Origin of the sequence: Vibrio vulnificus CMCP6, assembly GCF_000039765.1 — a bacterium.
GTDB classification, from domain to species: domain Bacteria; phylum Pseudomonadota; class Gammaproteobacteria; order Enterobacterales; family Vibrionaceae; genus Vibrio; species Vibrio vulnificus_B.
In genome coordinates this window covers 2,196,581-2,212,433 of sequence record NC_004459.3, presented here as the reverse complement: position 1 = coordinate 2,212,433, position 15,853 = coordinate 2,196,581, and the positions used below count along the sequence as shown (strand labels likewise).

Sequence of the window (15,853 nt, the reverse complement as noted above, 5' to 3'; positions counted from 1 at the left end):
TACTTCCCGAATGCCGCTTATTCAGCAGGACTCGTGTGAGCTTGTGCTTGCTGAAGCGCTAACCATTGAGCCGGTGTGGTATCAAAACATCGGCTAAATGCGCGAGTAAAAGCAACACTGCCACTGTAGCCCACCTCCAGCGCGACCGACTTTATCGCTTGTCCTGAAAGCAATAACTGTTGCGCTTTAAGTAAACGAACTTCTGTCAGGTAAGTCAGCGGGGGCTGTCCTAACGTCTGCTGGAAAACGGCCGCAAAACGGGCACGCGACATGCCTGCCTCTCGCGCAAGGCTCTCTATTGTCCAAGGATGATCCATTTGGTTATGCATCACCTCAAGTGACGATGCCAATCTCGGATGAGCCAACGCCGCCAATACTCCTGCCTGACAAATGTTTTCTGCCACCAAATGGCGGATCAGCAAAATCAACAGCAGATCCAACAAATGCGCGATGCTGGCGACGTAACCGTAGCGCTGTGAAAACGCCTCATCAAACAGCAAGCTCAGCACGGAATCAAGATGCGTCAATTGACTTAACGGAATCACCACCACTTCGGGCATTGCTCTCAATAAAGGGGAATCTTGAAAGCTTACCGTTGCACACACCAGATCGCAGCCTTGTAACGTGCGTGACTGAATAGAATGCTTGCGCCCCTTTGGGTAGAAAATGAGTGTCGGTTCAGTTAACACATGTTTGCGCCCGTGCGACTCATACACATTCAGCTCTCCACTTTTCAGTAAGTGCAATTGGCCACCTTGCCCGTGGCTTGTGCTCTCCGAGCTGCCACAAAGATTGCCACTAAAAAACAAGTTCGCTTTGGGGGCGGCGTGTTGAACGAGTGCCGATAGTGCATCCATAAAAAGACCCTTGGTATATCCAATAAGACTTTTAGTGATAAATCGTCTTACTTCTTGTGTCAATATCTCTTCAACAAATCAGCACACACAAAAAGGAAAACATTATGTCTCGTATCCAAAAACTGGTTAACCCACAAGGCGCAGCGGAAATCACACTATCAGCGATCGAAAAGAAACTCGGTATGGTGCCAAACCTCTACGCCACCATCGCTCACTCGCCAACGGTATTGAACTCAATTCTGGCGTTTGGTGATTCGCTGGGCAAAGGCAAACTGACCGCTCGCCAACGTGAATTGGTGGCTTTAGCGGTAGGTCAAGCCAATGCTTGTCAATACTGCCTATCCGCTCACACGCTGATTGCATCAAGCACGGGTTTAACCAAAGAAGAAATCGTGGCAGCACGTAAAGTCGAAGCCGATAACAGCGTTGATCAAGCGATTGTTGAATTTGCAGCACTGGTGGTGACACAACGCGGCGTGATCTCAAACGAGCTGTTAGCCGATTTACAAGCGAAGGGGCTCGATAACGAATTGTTGTTTGAAGTATTAGCGCAAGTCGCACTTAACACCTTTACCAACTACGCAAACCACATTGCGGAGACAGACATCGATTTCCCGGTGGTCTCGTTGGACGTTTAATCTGGTAAGCCTCAGACACGCTCCCTCAACCTCGGTTGGGGGAGTTGTTTATTGGGCAAAAGCAGCACTCAACCATAGACTTTGGGGGAAAGCTATTTGAACCATCAGGAGCAGTGAAGAGTGCTGCGTTTATTCTTGCGGAGTTAGTGTTTATTCTTACTTGATTGCGCTGGCTCTGAGCGGGCAAACATCAACTCCATTAAGGCCAGCAGAGCCAAACGCTCAATACGACTATGACTCTGTTGTAACCTGTGCTGGTAATACTCCGCCATGGGGTGCTTTTCCGTTTTCTGAGTTAGGTACATACATCGCCCTCCTGCGTTGTCTCTACCCTTTCATTCTGCCTTGCAAAGATGATGAGAAAAACTGAGCAATGCGTTGCCGTTCGCTCCGCTTTATCGTTTTTTCTTGCCCCACTACGCACTCAACTGTCTCAAAACCCGCAAAAGAGGAACAAACCAAGCGGAAGGTTTTCACCATTAGCCACACCAATTTTCATTACAATGGTCACTCTCCATGATGCTCACCGAGGTATGTGTGTCCGATCTGAACTTACTGCGCTATTACGCGCGACTGACCCCATTAGGTGTGGGAGATGAAATAAAAACCACCCTATCTGAGCTGGCTGATCGTCTTTTTACCAGCACTCGTCATGCGCGTAATCTTTTGGTGAAGCTGCATCAAGTGGGCTGGCTGAGCTGGACGCCCAAGCCAGGACGCCATCATCGTTCATCACTGGTATTGAATTTTGAGCTCATTGCGTTGAAAGAAGAGCTGGCGGCCAAACGGGTTCGCATCGGCAAATACGAAAAAGCCCTCGCTATTCTTGATAACGATGACATTGCCTTCGCCAAGTTATTGAAACGTACATCGGGCGCGACACTGCAAGAAGGCCGGCTGCATATTCAGCTGACTTACAAGCGCATGTTTGAGCCATTATTGCCCCATCTTCCACAACGCAGTAGCGAACGTTTCTTAATTCGCCAGATCTATTGTTGTTTGGTGTCCGTTGATACCCATGGCCAGATTCAACCAGAGCTGGCACACCATTGGCACTATGATACTCAGTTGTTGCAATGGACTTTCCATCTGCGGCCGGGGTTGACGTTTCACAACGGCGCCGCCATTGATGCAGCGAGCATTGTGAGTCTATTTGCCAAACTGTCCCGCTTGCCAAGTCATCAACAAGAGCTGGCTCACGTTGTCGACATCAAAGCGCCAACGCCTTTTAAGGTGGTGTTCTCCCTCGATCGACCCGATCTTGGTTTTGCAGGGCTGATTACAGGCGTGAAATACGCGATACAGCCAGTTAGCCAGCTCAACAACGTTGCTGGCCTTCGCGAGCGTCGCATACCCGTTGTGGGCAGTGGCGCCTTTGAAGTGACGGAACACAATGAGAATAAGCTCTGCTTAAAAGCGTTTAATCAGTTTTATGCGTGCCGAGCATTGACAGAAAAAGTAACCATCTGGCGGGTAGATGAAGAGCGCTTAAGCGCGACGTTGATTGAAACCAACCATCCAGAATCGCCACCAACGCCTTGCAGTTTCAACGTCACAAAGAATGCCAAACAACGACAACCTAATGATTCCGAGCAACAACATAGCCGAGTAGAAGATGGATGTTTGATGCTGCTTTTTAATCAGCGCGCTCCCCTGCCTCTTGATTATGCTCAGCGCCACTACTTGATGCAGATGCTCAGCCCATCCGCCATTGAGGAGGAGATCCGTCGTCACGGCAATATGTTTGGCGTTGTCCACGCCGCCAATTTGCTGCCACATTGGCGTGCTGTACTCAAAACGCCAGCGAACGTCGTTTCGCTGCCTCGACGAATCACCCTCGCGGTTTACAATTACACTGCGTTGAATATTTGTGCGAATGCCATTGCTAGGCTGCTAGCCAAGATTGGCATTGAAGTGGTGATTCGTTGCTATACCTATCAAGAATTACATCAGCGCAGTTTAGATCAGCAATGGGATGAAGATTTAGTGCTCACCAGCCTTAATCTGGATGACAATCGACATCCCTCGGCCTTTGCCATGCTGTTTAGTAATCCGATTCTTCATGCTTGCATGACTGAAAGCGACAAAGCTTGGTTGCTCAATCAGTTAACTCTGCTGAGAGAGCAGGTACCCCTGCACGAGTATCTGCAACAGTTAGAGCCGATTGCATCACTGCTCATTAGTGAGTGTTGGCTTACTCCTCTGTTTCATCATCGTCAGACTTTGCGCTTTCACGGGGTGCTTCATGACGTTGCGCTCACCAACTGGGGCTGGCCAGATATTCGTAATGTGTGGTCAGCGGATTAGAGATTTCCCGTGTTCTAAAGGCTTTTGTCTGCCTATCTCTTTCAGCTATTTCTTGTCATCCTCGCGCAGGCGGGGACCCATGCTAAAGCGTGCGCTGTAGGTTGATGGTACGACTGAATTCACCTTGCTCTCTCGGCATTTGGGATGCTGGCCGCTGTGAGGACTTTTGCTAACGAAACTCTCGGCGGACGCGGACGAATGGGTTCCCGCGTTCGCGAGAATGACGGTGATGAGGGTGTTGTCTCTTCGTTTGTAGATGTTTGTCGTTGTAAGGACTTCTGCTAACGAAGCACTCGGCGTACGCGGATGAATGGGTTCCCGCGTTCGCGAGAATGACGGCGATGGTGAGTATGGCTCTGTAATGGTAACCAATTTGAGCGCTGTTCGTGTCTGTCGTGTGACAAACTTTCTGGAGACAACAAAGCTCTCAACTCTCTCCCGAACCGTCTCTTGTCTCTTTCGTCTTTTTCTTGTCATCCTCGCGCAGGCGGGGACCCATCCTAAAGCGTGCGTTGTGGGTTGATGGTACGACTGAGTTCACCTTGCTCTCTCGGCATTTGGGATGTTTGTCGTTGTGAGGACTTTTGCTAACAAAACTCTCGGCGTACGCGGATGAATGGGTTCCCGCGTTCGCGAGAATGACGGTGATGGGTGACGTTGTCTCTTCGTTTGTAGATGTTTGTCGTTGTGAGGACTTTTGCTAACGAAGCACTCGGCGGACGCGGATGAATGGGTTCCCGCGTTCGCGAGAATGACGGCATTGGGGGACGCTGTCTCTTCGTTTGTAGATGCTTGCCGCTGTAAGGACTTTTGCTAACGAAGCACTCGGCGGACGCGGATGAATGGGTTCCCGCGTTCGCGAGAATGACGGTGATGGTGAGTGTGACTCTGTAATGGTAACCAATTTTAGCGCTATTCGTGTCTGTCATGTGGCAGGCTTTCTGGAGACAACAAAGCACTCAACTCTCTCCCGAACCGTCTCTTGTCTGCTTGTCTCTTTCGTCTTTTTCTTGTCATCCTCGCGCAGGCGGGGACCCATCCTAAAGCGTGCGTGAGAATGACGGAGTGGCATTGGCTTAAGCCGTTTTATCGATTTTTTTAGGGCTTCCTCAGCGTAATAAGGCCCCTTTCGGAGCCTTACTTCATAGCCTAGTTTTAGCGTTTTACCCTCGGATAAGATCGCCTTGAATAGACACGTTTAACGGACGAATACGACGAATATTCACCTTTTGCTTTTTCTTCAACTGAATATGGCAAAGCTCTAATATCAAACCAAAAGCCATCGCGAAGTAGACATAGCCTTTATTCACGTGAACTGCGAAACCTTCGGCCATGAGTAACCCTCCCAATAGGATCAGGAAAAGTAACGCCAAGGTTTTAAAACCTGGGTACTTAGTCACCACATGGTTGATCTTTTCAGCCGTTAGCACCATCACCACTGCCGAGGCTAAAATGGCGGCTACCATGATAGGCACTTCATTGGTCAGGCCAACCGCCGTGATAACTGAGTCCATAGAGAAAACGGCATCCACCGCGACAATCTGTAGCAATACCACAGCCAAACCCGTTCTGACGTGGGTGGAATGTGCATGCTCATGCTGCGTTAACCAAGACCACAACTCTTTGGCACTTTTAGCCAGTAAGAATGCGCCACCAGCAATCATGATCACATCACGGCCAGTGAATTCAACATCTTGAAATGACAAGATCGGTTGCGTTAGAGACATCACCCACGAGATGGAAAAGACCAACACGATACGCGCAGAAACCGCAAGGCTAATACCCATATTGCGGGCGAATTTTCGTTGTTCTACTGGTAATCGTTCACACAAAACAGAGATAAATACGACGTTATCTACGCCAAGTACAATCTCCAAGGCAAACAATGTGGCAAAAATAACCCACGTTTCGGGTTGCATGAACAGTTCTAACATAAGGAGAGCTCCACATCAGTGGAAGTAAGGGAAGTGTTTTGTCGACTAAGGGGGTCGTCCATTAAAAAATATACCTCTATTGCTTAGGGACATTTAGTAAATCAGCAACCACCTACCTTGGCAATGGGGCCAGTTGTAACAAAGCGTAACACGCCAAAAAACAATCAAAGCAGTGCCACTCAATAAGAGTGACACTGCTTCACACAACCCATCTGCGGCCGTTATTCCACCAGCTCATTGCCAGAGGTGTTGCCAGCAAAGAAAGCCTCGACATTGTTAAGCGTTACCGAGGCAATATTGTTCAACGCTTCATGCGTTAAAAAGGCCTGATGGCCAGTAAACAAAACGTTGTGGCACGCAGACAAACGGCGGAACACGTCATCGACAATCACATCATTCGATTTGTCTTGGAAGAACAGATCTTTCTCGTTGTCATAAACATCGAGGCCCAATGCGCCTATTTTGCCTTTTTTCAGCGCTTCAATCGCCGCTGCTGAATCAAGTAATTCACCGCGGCTCGTGTTGATGATCATCACACCATCTTTCATCTGTTCAAACGAATGTTCATTGAGCAAATGGAAGTTTTCTTTGCTCATCGGACAATGCAGCGAAATCACATCGGCACTTTGGTAAATCTCCTGGAGAGTGGTGTAGCGCGCGCCCATTTCGATGGCCAGTGGATTTTCATAAGGATCGTAGCAAAGAATTTCCATCCCCAATCCTTTTAGAATCCGCATCGTCGCAAGGCCGATTTTCCCCGTACCAATGACCCCAACGGTCTTGCCGTAGAAATTAAAGCCAACTAACCCCTCAAGCGAGAAGTTGGCATCGCGAGTTCGCTGATAGGCTTTATGCAAGCGACGATTCAGACACATCATCATGCCAACCGCGTGTTCCGCTACCGCCTCTGGAGAGTACGCTGGCACTCGCACCACTTGCAAACCCAGTTCTTTGGCCGCCTGCAGATCGACTTTATCAAACCCAGCACAGCGCATCGCAATCAGCTTTGTGCCACCAAGCGCTAACTGCTCAAGGACAGGGGAAGAGAGATCGTCATTGACGAAAGCACAGACCACATCACAACCTTGAGCCATTTTGCTGGTTTTTAGCCGCAAGCGAAAATCATGGTAGTGAAACTCATACTCTTTGTTGCCATTCACTTTATTAAACGAGGCTTCGTCATAAGATTTCGCGCTAAAAAAAGCGATCTTGATCATGGTGTTCTCCTTCGTCGGCCAGTTCTCTCGCACTTGCCTTTTTATTACTGCTTACAGCAAACATTGAGCTATTTGCTTTGTTATTACCAACCCTGTTTTACCTATTGATTTTTGAGCCATTTCTGACTAATAACTGAGCAAAAAATGAATAATATAGTTCGATAAAACATTGGGTTAACGCCAACTATACTCCTTTAATCGGCAAAAAAAACACTGTAAAAATTGTGCTTAAAGAGGAAGGAGAATTGATTGACCAGTCATGGCAACGATTGACATATCAAGTACAAGATATGTATGTGATAGCCAACATCACTCAACGACAGTCAGAAACCCGAAACGTTAGTGAAACTCCGCAATTGTATATAGGGCATACTTTTGCATCGCTAAGCTTACTACTTCAATAGTTTTTACCGATTAACCTAATCACAGCAAGCAATTGGATTCCCCCCTTCTCCCTCTGCGAGAATGTCGCGCGAGACCACAATATCCAGGCGCTGATTTCATCAATGTTGGTGATACTTCACCCTTTCTTTGGTTGCTTGTCATTTTTGCTCGAATAAAGCGGTCTCACTCTTTCCACAAAAACTAAAAAATAGGCGTTGCTGGCGACATTGCCTCAACGGTTACGTTTGCTATCAGGAGTATGGAATGCAATACCTTGCAAAGTTAAAAGTAAGGACGCGTTTGGCGCTCGGTTTTGGTACGTTAGTGGCACTTATGGCATTACTGACCATCGTCGGAATTCAAAAAGTTAACTTTATCGACATGAGCCTTGCTGAGGTGACGGACATTAACTCGGTAAAACAACGATACGCGATCAACTTTCGCGGCAGTGTTCATGATCGAGCTATCGCCATTCGCGATGTTGCAATGGCTCGAACCCCACAAGAGCTTGCTCGTTTTGAAGATGAAATCCGTCGATTAGAAAAATTCTATCAACAATCGGAACAAAACATGCAAAGCATGATGGCTGATGGCATTCCCTTTTCAGCGCAAGAGCGAGCCATTTTGCAGCGCATTGGTGATATACAAACAAAAACGCTGCCTCTTGTGAGAGAAGTGATTGCGAAGAAAAAGAGTGGCGAAGACGTTACCCCTATGCTGCTTGAGCAAGTTCGTCCAAGCTTCGCCAACTGGTTAAAAGTGATCAATGAGTTTATTGATTATCAAGAGTCGCTCAACCAACAACTGACGCCCATCGCTCGTGCGGAGGCCAACGGATTTCAGAGCTTAATGCTGGTGCTAAGTGGTATCGCCGTGCTGATTTCGGCGATGGTTGGTTTCATTATTGAGCGCAGTTTTCGCCTCTCCTTGGGGGGTGAACCTTATGTGGCTCAACATGCGATTCAGTTGATGGCCAATGGCGAGTTAACTCAACAATATCAGAGCAGTGACCAAGGCAGTATTCTGCACTCACTTTCGTTGATGTCCGATAAACTCAGCTCTATCGTGCACAATATCCGAAACGCATCAGAGCAACTGGCCACCCAAGTGGAAGCCGTTTCAAGCGGTTCCAGTTCGGTCTTTGACTCCGCTCAGCAACAAGCATCGCTGACACAAAACATGGCCACAAAATTAGAAAGCATGCACGCCAGCATTGATGAGATTGCTAAAGTGGTGAGCCTTACTGAACAAAACTCAGTCAATACCTCGGATAATGCCCGTGATGGCCGCGTGCTTGTGGCGGCAGTAGCGGAGCAAATGCTGTCTGTGACAGTCGCCGTCAATGAAACGGTTGCTCAGGTCAAACAGCTAGAAGCCAAAACGCGCGATATTGGCGGAATCGTCAATATGATCAGCAGTATCTCAGAGCAAACCAACTTGCTCGCGCTGAATGCCGCGATAGAAGCGGCGCGAGCGGGTGAATCTGGGCGTGGCTTTGCCGTTGTGGCCGATGAGGTACGGAGCCTAGCCAAACGTACAGGCGAAGCGACAACGCAGATCGAGGCGATGCTCAAAGAAGTGCAAGCTCAAACCGTTGCCAGCGTGAGCGCAATGGAAAACACACAGCCTAAAGTAGAGAGTTGTCAGAAAAACACCGCACAAGCGAGCCAACTGCTGGTGAGCATTGAGCAGCAGTCTCAAGATTCTCTCAACCGAGTGCGTGACGTTGTGATCGCAACGGATGAACAAGTGGAAGTGGTCCGTGAGCTCGTCGTGGCCATGGAACAGATATCCTGCATGTCGAAGGAGTCCATTCGATCAATGGAGAATAACCAGGTGGCCAGCCAGAACTTGAACGCGCTTTCTGATCATCTCAAACAAGAAGTTGCCTTCTTTAAAGTGTAACGGTCAACGAATACTTGGCCGACAAAAAGTAAAAACTCAATCTGTCACCAGGTTGAGTTTTTAAAGCATTAGGCGTTGTTTCAAATGCACCGTATTGCCCGACCTTGGCCTGAATTTGTTTGCGTTTTGCATTACACCAAAAGCGCTTCAAAACTCTCGATACAAGCAACCGCGCCACTCAAATCATTTTTGCCATTAAACTCATGCCTGATGGCCACCACGTTACAACCGCTCGCTCGACCAGCCAAGACGCCAGCATGAGAATCTTCAAATATAATTGCCTGCTCTGGCGTCACACCCAGTTTTGACAACGCCAGATTAAAGGCTTCTGGGTCGGGTTTGTGTTTTGTGACGTGTTCTTGTGTGATCACAACCTTAAACGCCTCCTTCAGATCCAGCGCATTCAGTATGTTTTCCACCATCCACGTTGCTGCCGAACTCACCACGGCACACTGCTTTCCGCTCGCATTCAAATGTTCAATGTACGCTTTCGCACCGCGATTCAATTCGAGGTTTTCCGACAACAATCTCTCGTAGTGAGCCCGAAAGTGTGTATTGAACTCGGCGAGCTCAGGGGAAATATTCGCGTGTTTGAAAAAGTGGCCAGTGACCACAGGCCAGCTCTCCCCCATCACCTCTTTATAGATATTAAAATCCACCACTGAGCCGTAATCTTGACAAGCCAGGGCTAATGCTTGCCCCTTCAACGGCTCCGAGTTCACTAAGGTGCCATCCATATCAAACAGGTAAACTTGAAACTCTTGCAAAACTTTCTCCCTATTGTTTCGTTTATTCTTTTGTGGCTCGCGATAGCCCAAAAATCACTTAATCAAACGACTCTTGAACGATCTTGACCCATTTTGAACGCCAGGTTTGCGCTGGCATTGGGTCGGGCCAAAATTCCTTTTGCTTGCAGATAAGCCCATTTTCAACCGTATGAAAGGTAATGGCTCGCGCTTTTTGAACGCCATCGGTGATCACAACGTCTGTCACAACCGTAGCCCCTTCACAAACAACGGAATGAATGTCGAATGTCCAAACACCATTGGCCGGGTAATCGGTGTTAATCGCGATAAAATTCTCTCTGCCAACAATAAGTTCGCCAGATTGCGGCCAAAAACCCTCAAAATCCAAACTTAACCATTCACTGGCTTTGGCAAAATCATTGCTTTTCATCGCCTGCCAATAGGCTAAAACGACCTCTTTTGCTTCCATTATTCTCTCCACTCCGTGAATTGATAGAAATGAGTGATGCAGATTCAGAGCCACCAGCAGCATCACGGTAAAGGCAAGCCCAAGCAGCACCGTGTTGTTACGACATCACCACTAATTTGGGCCAGCGGGACACCCATCCTTTTGAAATAACGCGGTGTTCAAACGTTGCCAAACAACGCTTTGGATTGTGCGTGATATGCCCACGAAATAGAGATTCAAGCCCAAAAGCCGAAACACATTCATAGCGATCTGCCGCCACTTGCCGAACGGCCACCGCCGTTTCTTTCTCTGGCCAATAACGCATGGCATCTACCGCGCTTTGATACGGCTCATCCCCGTTACGAATATGCATTTTTGCTTGATTGCGAATCTGCCAATTGAACTGCGGCATACGCGCCTTTAAATGCGCTTCATATTGCAGATAAGCATCGGGGTTTGACTCTGTGGGATCAAAGTAGATCACATCAACATCATTCAAGGGAGTGACGAAACCGTGTAATGAATCCCACACCAAATTTCGCACAAAGCCTGCGGCAATATAGCACTGAGGCAATGACAACTCGGCCACATGGCCTAACGCCTCTGTTCTCATTCGGTCTTCTTTGATGAGGGCAATGAGCTTATCCATCTTCTTACACACGTTATTTACTGCGCCAAAACATGTTCAACAAACGCTGACTTTTTCAGACGATATTCGTCTTGAGACCAACCAGTACAAGCCATTTTCAGTGTATTGTATTGTTGAACCAACTCAGGGTTTGCACGAAGCTTATCTCGAAACGCCAAAAAGCACTCAAACTCAGAACCATTGGCAACCACTTGGAATGCTACATCGTCATTGGCGGTGCTTTCCAACATGCATAGCTCAGGCGTTCTTAACGTATCTTGCTTTTCCTCAAAGCCCAAACCTTTGAGTATTTTTACCGCGCTCTCTAAATCTTCGCTATCCACACCCACATAGATATCCAAGTCACCTTTAGAGACCGCCAAAGGAATGGAAGATGCTCCCACATGCTCGACAACGGCATCAGGGAGTAGCGCTTCAATCTCACTTTTGTATTTTTGATAGCGTTGTTCACAAGAAGCCTGATACTCCTCTGCGCGATAAAACTTCATCTTTTCTCCCAAAGGCATAACGCCATACTAAAGATTTGACCTAAGGTTGTTTAAAATAAATTCCGCTCGCTCTCGAACGGAAACCATCGGCACTTCAAGCAAATCGTAACCAAACTGCGTGTAGGCACTCACCATCTCGCGATACGTAGCAACAGCTTCTTTAAAATCTTGCTTTCGCTCTCGATCATTTTTATAGATCGATTCCCACGGCGGGAAAATAAACACCTTACGCTCATACCTTAACTCGCAACATTTCGTGGATAAAAGCGTCGAAATGGGTAAGTTTTCAAGCTTACTGTAGCCATAGCAGTCAATAATGCTTCTATCATAAAAAGTGGTTACCGCATGCCCAAAGTCGTCATAGTTTTTGATTTCTTCAGCCACCATTTGATCGCGAAAGGCCAATTTGTCCAACCAAGGTAACGCGCTACCTTGAGCTTGCATTTGTGCTTGGATGACTTTTCGCCCCACTTCGGGCGCACTTGGGTAACCTAAGTTATTGAGATATTCGATAACGGAGGTTTTGCCCGCCCCCGGCCCACCGGTAAACACAACACGATGATTCAAATGAACCTCCTAGGTGGTCATCTCTTTGTTGGAATGAAAGTGGGCGATTTACTTACAATCAACCCAATACCGAGCCAAAGCATTGGGAAACACCTTACCCATAACAATGCTCTCAAACTCGCCACCGTTGGCTTCTATCACACCTCGCGATGCAAGGTTATCTTCATCAGCGGTGATTAACGCCCGCTCAATGCCAAGCTCTGCCGCTTTCGGCAATGCCAACTTAAGCATCACTTTACCGTTCCCTTTTCCTCGATGTGAAGGCGCGATATCGTAGCCAATGTGGCCTGCTTCTATGGCGAGAAATTCGTTATTGATGTTGTGACGAACTCGAATAGCACCAAGAACCGTTTTTTGAGCATCCACCAGCCAAAAGTGGCTGCATGGTACATAGCCTTCGCGTAGATTTACCCCCATTGCTTCATCGTGCAAACGCTGAACATACGTTGAAAAATCTGTTTTGCCCTCAAAATAATAGTCCGCATTTTCACGATCATTCTGAGCAAAATCGTCGTAAAAATGCGCAAAGGCAAGCTCAAGCTCTGGTGAAGGGACAACTAATTCCATGTTGTTTGCTCCGTGATGAGATAATAAGAACGCGACCTGGTCTTGGTCGCCATATCTTCTAACTTCCATGCATCAACATCAGCGAGTTCCGACCCCTTAGCTAACTATACCAAGCGATGGAAACCCGCCTCATTATGTGATGTAGAATCTACAAGCGTTCAACTAGGCCAAACTTTTTGAAAAAGTCAGAAAGGTCGAGAGTAGCTAAATCTTTGAATTCACCTGCATCATAGAAACGGCCTTTACACGTTGGGCAGCTTTCAAACCAAATGTGAGGCTGTTTTGGATCAACTAAGCGCAGTAACTGGTTGTTGGGGCAAACCGGGCAATTGATGCGGTCTATCACGTTAAATGCTTTACCGATCTCTTCATCACCTGAATCGATGACATCTGCAAGAGGTTTCATCGCTTCAACTTCATAAGCGTCAATCCACAGCCCTTTACACTCCGTGCATCTTTCTACATCACCTAGCGGTGTTTGAAGCTGTTCAAAATCAGAACTGCATTTTGGACATTTCATGTTTGTTCGTTCCTTCTATTCTTTGTTTGTTCACTATTTTTCTGACAATGGGTTAAGAGGGGAAAGGCACCACAGCGGAACATTCTACAAATCTCTTTTACCACAGCATGTTATAGCCGCAGATTATACCATGTGTTATGAATCCTTTTCATAACCAAGAGTAATTTATTGTCGTAAGTTTATATCGAATGATAATGAAGACTTGAAAGCCGATAGAAAGATTGACTAGCACTACCTTAACAATCACCAGTCACTTTTAACGTGTACCCACAATTCAAATCGGCACCCTTGCGATAATTAGACATTCAACTTCGTTTCAGTCATATCAAGCCCTGTAAACTTGTTCAGTGCTGCCTCTGATAGAGAGCGCATGATAGCCATACCGCCTTTTCAATTCTTGTTGGAGCCGTTGAGCTTCTGGTAATCCCTCCAAAGAGCCTTCCATCACTCCCCTCTAAAAGAGATTTTCTACAAACATCACAATGTCCAAAAATAGTTACTTTATTAGACTTAAAAACACTTAATGTCACCAAAATGGAACACTAAATGCGATCATTGACAGTGCCAACATAAGGTCCTAAATTAAGGACATTACACAGACAAAACACAAACAATGAAACCGAAATAGGACTTTAGAGTGAAACATGTAACAGCCGCAGCATTAGCAGAAGAGATCGGCGATAGGTTGAAGCAAGCTCGACTCAATCGAGACCTAACACAATCTGAAGTTGCAGAAATTGCTGGCATTGCCCGCAAAACAGTTTTGAATGCAGAAAAAGGAAAAGTGCAGCTCGATATCATGATCGCGATATTAATGGCATTAGACCTTACAGAACAAATTGATCTCTTTATCCCTAAACAAGAAATTTCTCCCTTACAGCTGGCAAAACTGCAAGGAAAGAAAAGGCAGAGAGCCTCTGGCCAGCGCAGTAATAAAGATGAGGAAACACCAGAATGGTAATGGAAGTCATTACAATAACTTACCAAGACGATCTCGTTGGCGCTGTGAGTTTTGACACTGAAAAGGGACTTGGGTCATTTGAATATGATCCCAGCTTTGTAAAAAAGGGGGTCGAGCTGTCTCCAATCAAAATGCCATTATCGAATCGTATCTATCGCTTTCCCGAACTGGATTTCAATACCTTTAAAGGACTTCCAGGTTTAATTGCTGACTCGTTACCTGATGATTTTGGTAACGCGGTTCTCAACGCATGGGTTGCAAGTCAGGGCCGTTCACCGAGTGACATTACACCACTGCAACGCCTCCAATATACGGGAAAGCGAGGCATGGGCGCTCTTGAATATGCGCCAGCGACAAAGTTACGAAGTTTAAATGCTTCACAACAGGTAGAAATCCAATCGCTCGTTTCAATTGCACAAGAAATCTTAGATTCACGAGGTAATTTTGAAGTAGAGCTCAAACAAAATGGCCAAGACGATAGGGAGGCAATGATGTCTTTATTATCTGTTGGTATGAGTGCGGGCGGCGCAAGACCGAAAGCCGTATTAGCATTTAATGAAGATTTTACTCAAGTCCGCTCCGGCCAAACCAACGTGCCAAGTGGGTTTACTCATTATTTGATGAAGTTTGATGGTGTTAGTGAGCATAACAAAAATCAAGAAACCTTCGGTGACCCATTAGGCTATGGCGCGATGGAGTTTGTTTATCATTTAATGGCTAACAAATGCGGTGTCGATATGATGCCATGCCGCTTACTCCATGAAGGCAATCGACGACACTTTATTACACAGCGGTTTGATCGAATTAAAAATAGCAAGGTACACGTACAAACGCTAAACGGCCTTGCCCACATTGATTATAAAAAGCCTGGGTCATTCTCATACGCAGAGTTATTTGGCATTGCCAGACAGTTGAAGCTTTCCGCTGTTGACGCTGAGCAGCTATTCAAGCGCATGACGTTCAATATCATTGCTCGAAATCATGACGACCACTCAAAGAACTTTGCCTTTATGTTGAAACAAGACAGGCTAAAAAAAGACAAATGGTCTCTCGCACCAGCTTATGATTTAGCCTATAGCTATAAACCAGGTAGTAAATGGGTGAACAGCCATTGGATGAGCTTGAATGGTAAAAGAGATAACTTTACACGAAGTGATTTCTATAGCTTAGAGAAACTAAGCCCTATTTTTAACAAGAGAAAGATCGACGATATTATTGATACAACAATTGAGCACGTATCAACTTGGCGTCAGCTTGCTGAGGAATGGGATGTACCAAAAACACTGATAGATGAAATACAAGAAAACTTGCGGCTCGATATTTAGTGAAGTGGCTGTATGCAAAAAGGATGGTCTGTTATTTAAGGCCATCCCGAATCAAATCCAGAGATGCATTGCTTTTGTGCAGATATGAAAAAAGGCCTGTTTTGGGAAAACTCTAAAAACGCGGCCAATTTTAGTAGACCACTACAGCCTGACAATGAACGAGCATCTTCAAATCACTGTAACCTGTAGCGTTCAAGGAATATTCTTTGATGAACATCTTTCTTAATTTAGTGTCATAGATGTAAGCGACAAAACCTCTTCTCTTAAACAGAATCAATAGGTTAATATCACGCAAACGGCAGTACCACGTGGAAGAAAAAGAACAGATAGTGCAAAATAG

General features: G+C 46.5%; 16 protein-coding genes. 5 read left to right on the top strand and 11 right to left on the bottom strand.

Features of this window, described 5'->3' with window-relative positions; translation table 11 throughout:
• Positions 1–17 precede the first annotated feature (17 nt).
• Positions 18–857 (bottom strand): cupin domain-containing protein, encoded by an 840-nt coding sequence (locus VV1_RS10390; protein ID WP_011080082.1) that lies wholly within the window; start codon positions 855–857, stop codon positions 18–20.
• A gap of 104 nt (positions 858–961) precedes the next feature.
• On the opposite strand from VV1_RS10390, the gene VV1_RS10385 reads away from it, so the two are divergent.
• Positions 962–1,495, top strand: coding sequence for a carboxymuconolactone decarboxylase family protein (locus VV1_RS10385; protein WP_011080081.1), 534 nt, complete (start codon positions 962–964; stop codon positions 1,493–1,495).
• A 143-nt stretch (positions 1,496–1,638) separates the two neighbouring features.
• Here the strand turns inward: VV1_RS10385 and VV1_RS24910 are convergent, their stop codons facing one another.
• Positions 1,639–1,800 carry a hypothetical protein gene (locus VV1_RS24910; RefSeq protein WP_011150681.1) on the bottom strand — a complete coding sequence of 54 codons (162 nt, stop codon included), beginning with the start codon at positions 1,798–1,800 and terminating at the stop codon, positions 1,639–1,641.
• Positions 1,801–2,032: 232 nt separating this feature from the next.
• On the opposite strand from VV1_RS24910, the gene VV1_RS10380 reads away from it, so the two are divergent.
• Positions 2,033–3,802 carry an SgrR family transcriptional regulator gene (locus VV1_RS10380; RefSeq protein WP_193387262.1) on the top strand — a complete coding sequence of 590 codons (1,770 nt, stop codon included), beginning with the start codon at positions 2,033–2,035 and terminating at the stop codon, positions 3,800–3,802.
• A gap of 1,163 nt (positions 3,803–4,965) precedes the next feature.
• Here the strand turns inward: VV1_RS10380 and VV1_RS10375 are convergent.
• Positions 4,966–5,736: a TerC family protein gene (locus VV1_RS10375; protein ID WP_011080077.1), complete on the bottom strand. Its 771-nt coding sequence runs from the start codon at positions 5,734–5,736 to the stop codon at positions 4,966–4,968.
• A 221-nt stretch (positions 5,737–5,957) separates the two neighbouring features.
• The gene (locus tag VV1_RS10370) at positions 5,958–6,953 is read right to left on the bottom strand and encodes a 2-hydroxyacid dehydrogenase (RefSeq protein WP_011080076.1); all 996 of its coding nucleotides are present in this window, start codon (positions 6,951–6,953) and stop codon (positions 5,958–5,960) included.
• 648 nt (positions 6,954–7,601) lie between these two features.
• Here VV1_RS10370 and VV1_RS10365 point away from each other — a divergent pair.
• The gene (locus VV1_RS10365; protein WP_011080075.1) at positions 7,602–9,242 is read left to right on the top strand and encodes a methyl-accepting chemotaxis protein; all 1,641 of its coding nucleotides are present in this window, start codon (positions 7,602–7,604) and stop codon (positions 9,240–9,242) included.
• A 131-nt stretch (positions 9,243–9,373) separates the two neighbouring features.
• On the opposite strand, the gene VV1_RS10360 is transcribed toward VV1_RS10365, so the two are convergent.
• From VV1_RS10360 to VV1_RS10330, 7 genes are all read right to left on the bottom strand, one after another.
• Positions 9,374–10,009 carry an HAD family hydrolase gene (locus VV1_RS10360; RefSeq protein ID WP_043920966.1) on the bottom strand — a complete coding sequence of 212 codons (636 nt, stop codon included), beginning with the start codon at positions 10,007–10,009 and terminating at the stop codon, positions 9,374–9,376.
• A gap of 58 nt (positions 10,010–10,067) precedes the next feature.
• Positions 10,068–10,457 carry a nuclear transport factor 2 family protein gene (locus VV1_RS10355; RefSeq protein WP_011080073.1) on the bottom strand — a complete coding sequence of 130 codons (390 nt, stop codon included), beginning with the start codon at positions 10,455–10,457 and terminating at the stop codon, positions 10,068–10,070.
• Between the two features lie 97 nt (positions 10,458–10,554).
• Positions 10,555–11,085, bottom strand: coding sequence for a nucleotidyltransferase family protein (locus VV1_RS10350; RefSeq protein ID WP_043920965.1), 531 nt, complete (start codon positions 11,083–11,085; stop codon positions 10,555–10,557).
• Positions 11,086–11,102: 17 nt separating this feature from the next.
• Positions 11,103–11,573 carry a GrpB family protein gene (locus VV1_RS10345; protein WP_011080071.1) on the bottom strand — a complete coding sequence of 157 codons (471 nt, stop codon included), beginning with the start codon at positions 11,571–11,573 and terminating at the stop codon, positions 11,103–11,105.
• Between the two features lie 27 nt (positions 11,574–11,600).
• A complete protein-coding gene (locus VV1_RS10340; protein ID WP_011080070.1) occupies positions 11,601–12,140 on the bottom strand; it encodes an AAA family ATPase in 540 nt (179 codons plus the stop codon).
• 48 nt (positions 12,141–12,188) lie between these two features.
• Entirely contained in the window at positions 12,189–12,707 is a 519-nt protein-coding gene (locus tag VV1_RS10335) for a GNAT family N-acetyltransferase (RefSeq protein WP_013571435.1), read from the bottom strand.
• Positions 12,708–12,855: 148 nt separating this feature from the next.
• A complete protein-coding gene (locus VV1_RS10330) occupies positions 12,856–13,227 on the bottom strand; it encodes a zf-TFIIB domain-containing protein (protein WP_011080068.1) in 372 nt (123 codons plus the stop codon).
• 637 nt (positions 13,228–13,864) lie between these two features.
• Here VV1_RS10330 and VV1_RS10325 point away from each other — a divergent pair.
• Complete coding sequence (locus VV1_RS10325) at positions 13,865–14,188, top strand: helix-turn-helix transcriptional regulator (protein WP_011080067.1); 324 nt, start codon at positions 13,865–13,867, stop codon at positions 14,186–14,188.
• The gene (locus VV1_RS10320) at positions 14,182–15,513 is read left to right on the top strand and encodes a type II toxin-antitoxin system HipA family toxin (RefSeq protein ID WP_011080066.1); all 1,332 of its coding nucleotides are present in this window, start codon (positions 14,182–14,184) and stop codon (positions 15,511–15,513) included. Before VV1_RS10325 ends, VV1_RS10320 begins: the two co-directional genes overlap by 7 nt.
• The last annotated feature ends 340 nt before the right edge of the window (positions 15,514–15,853 follow it).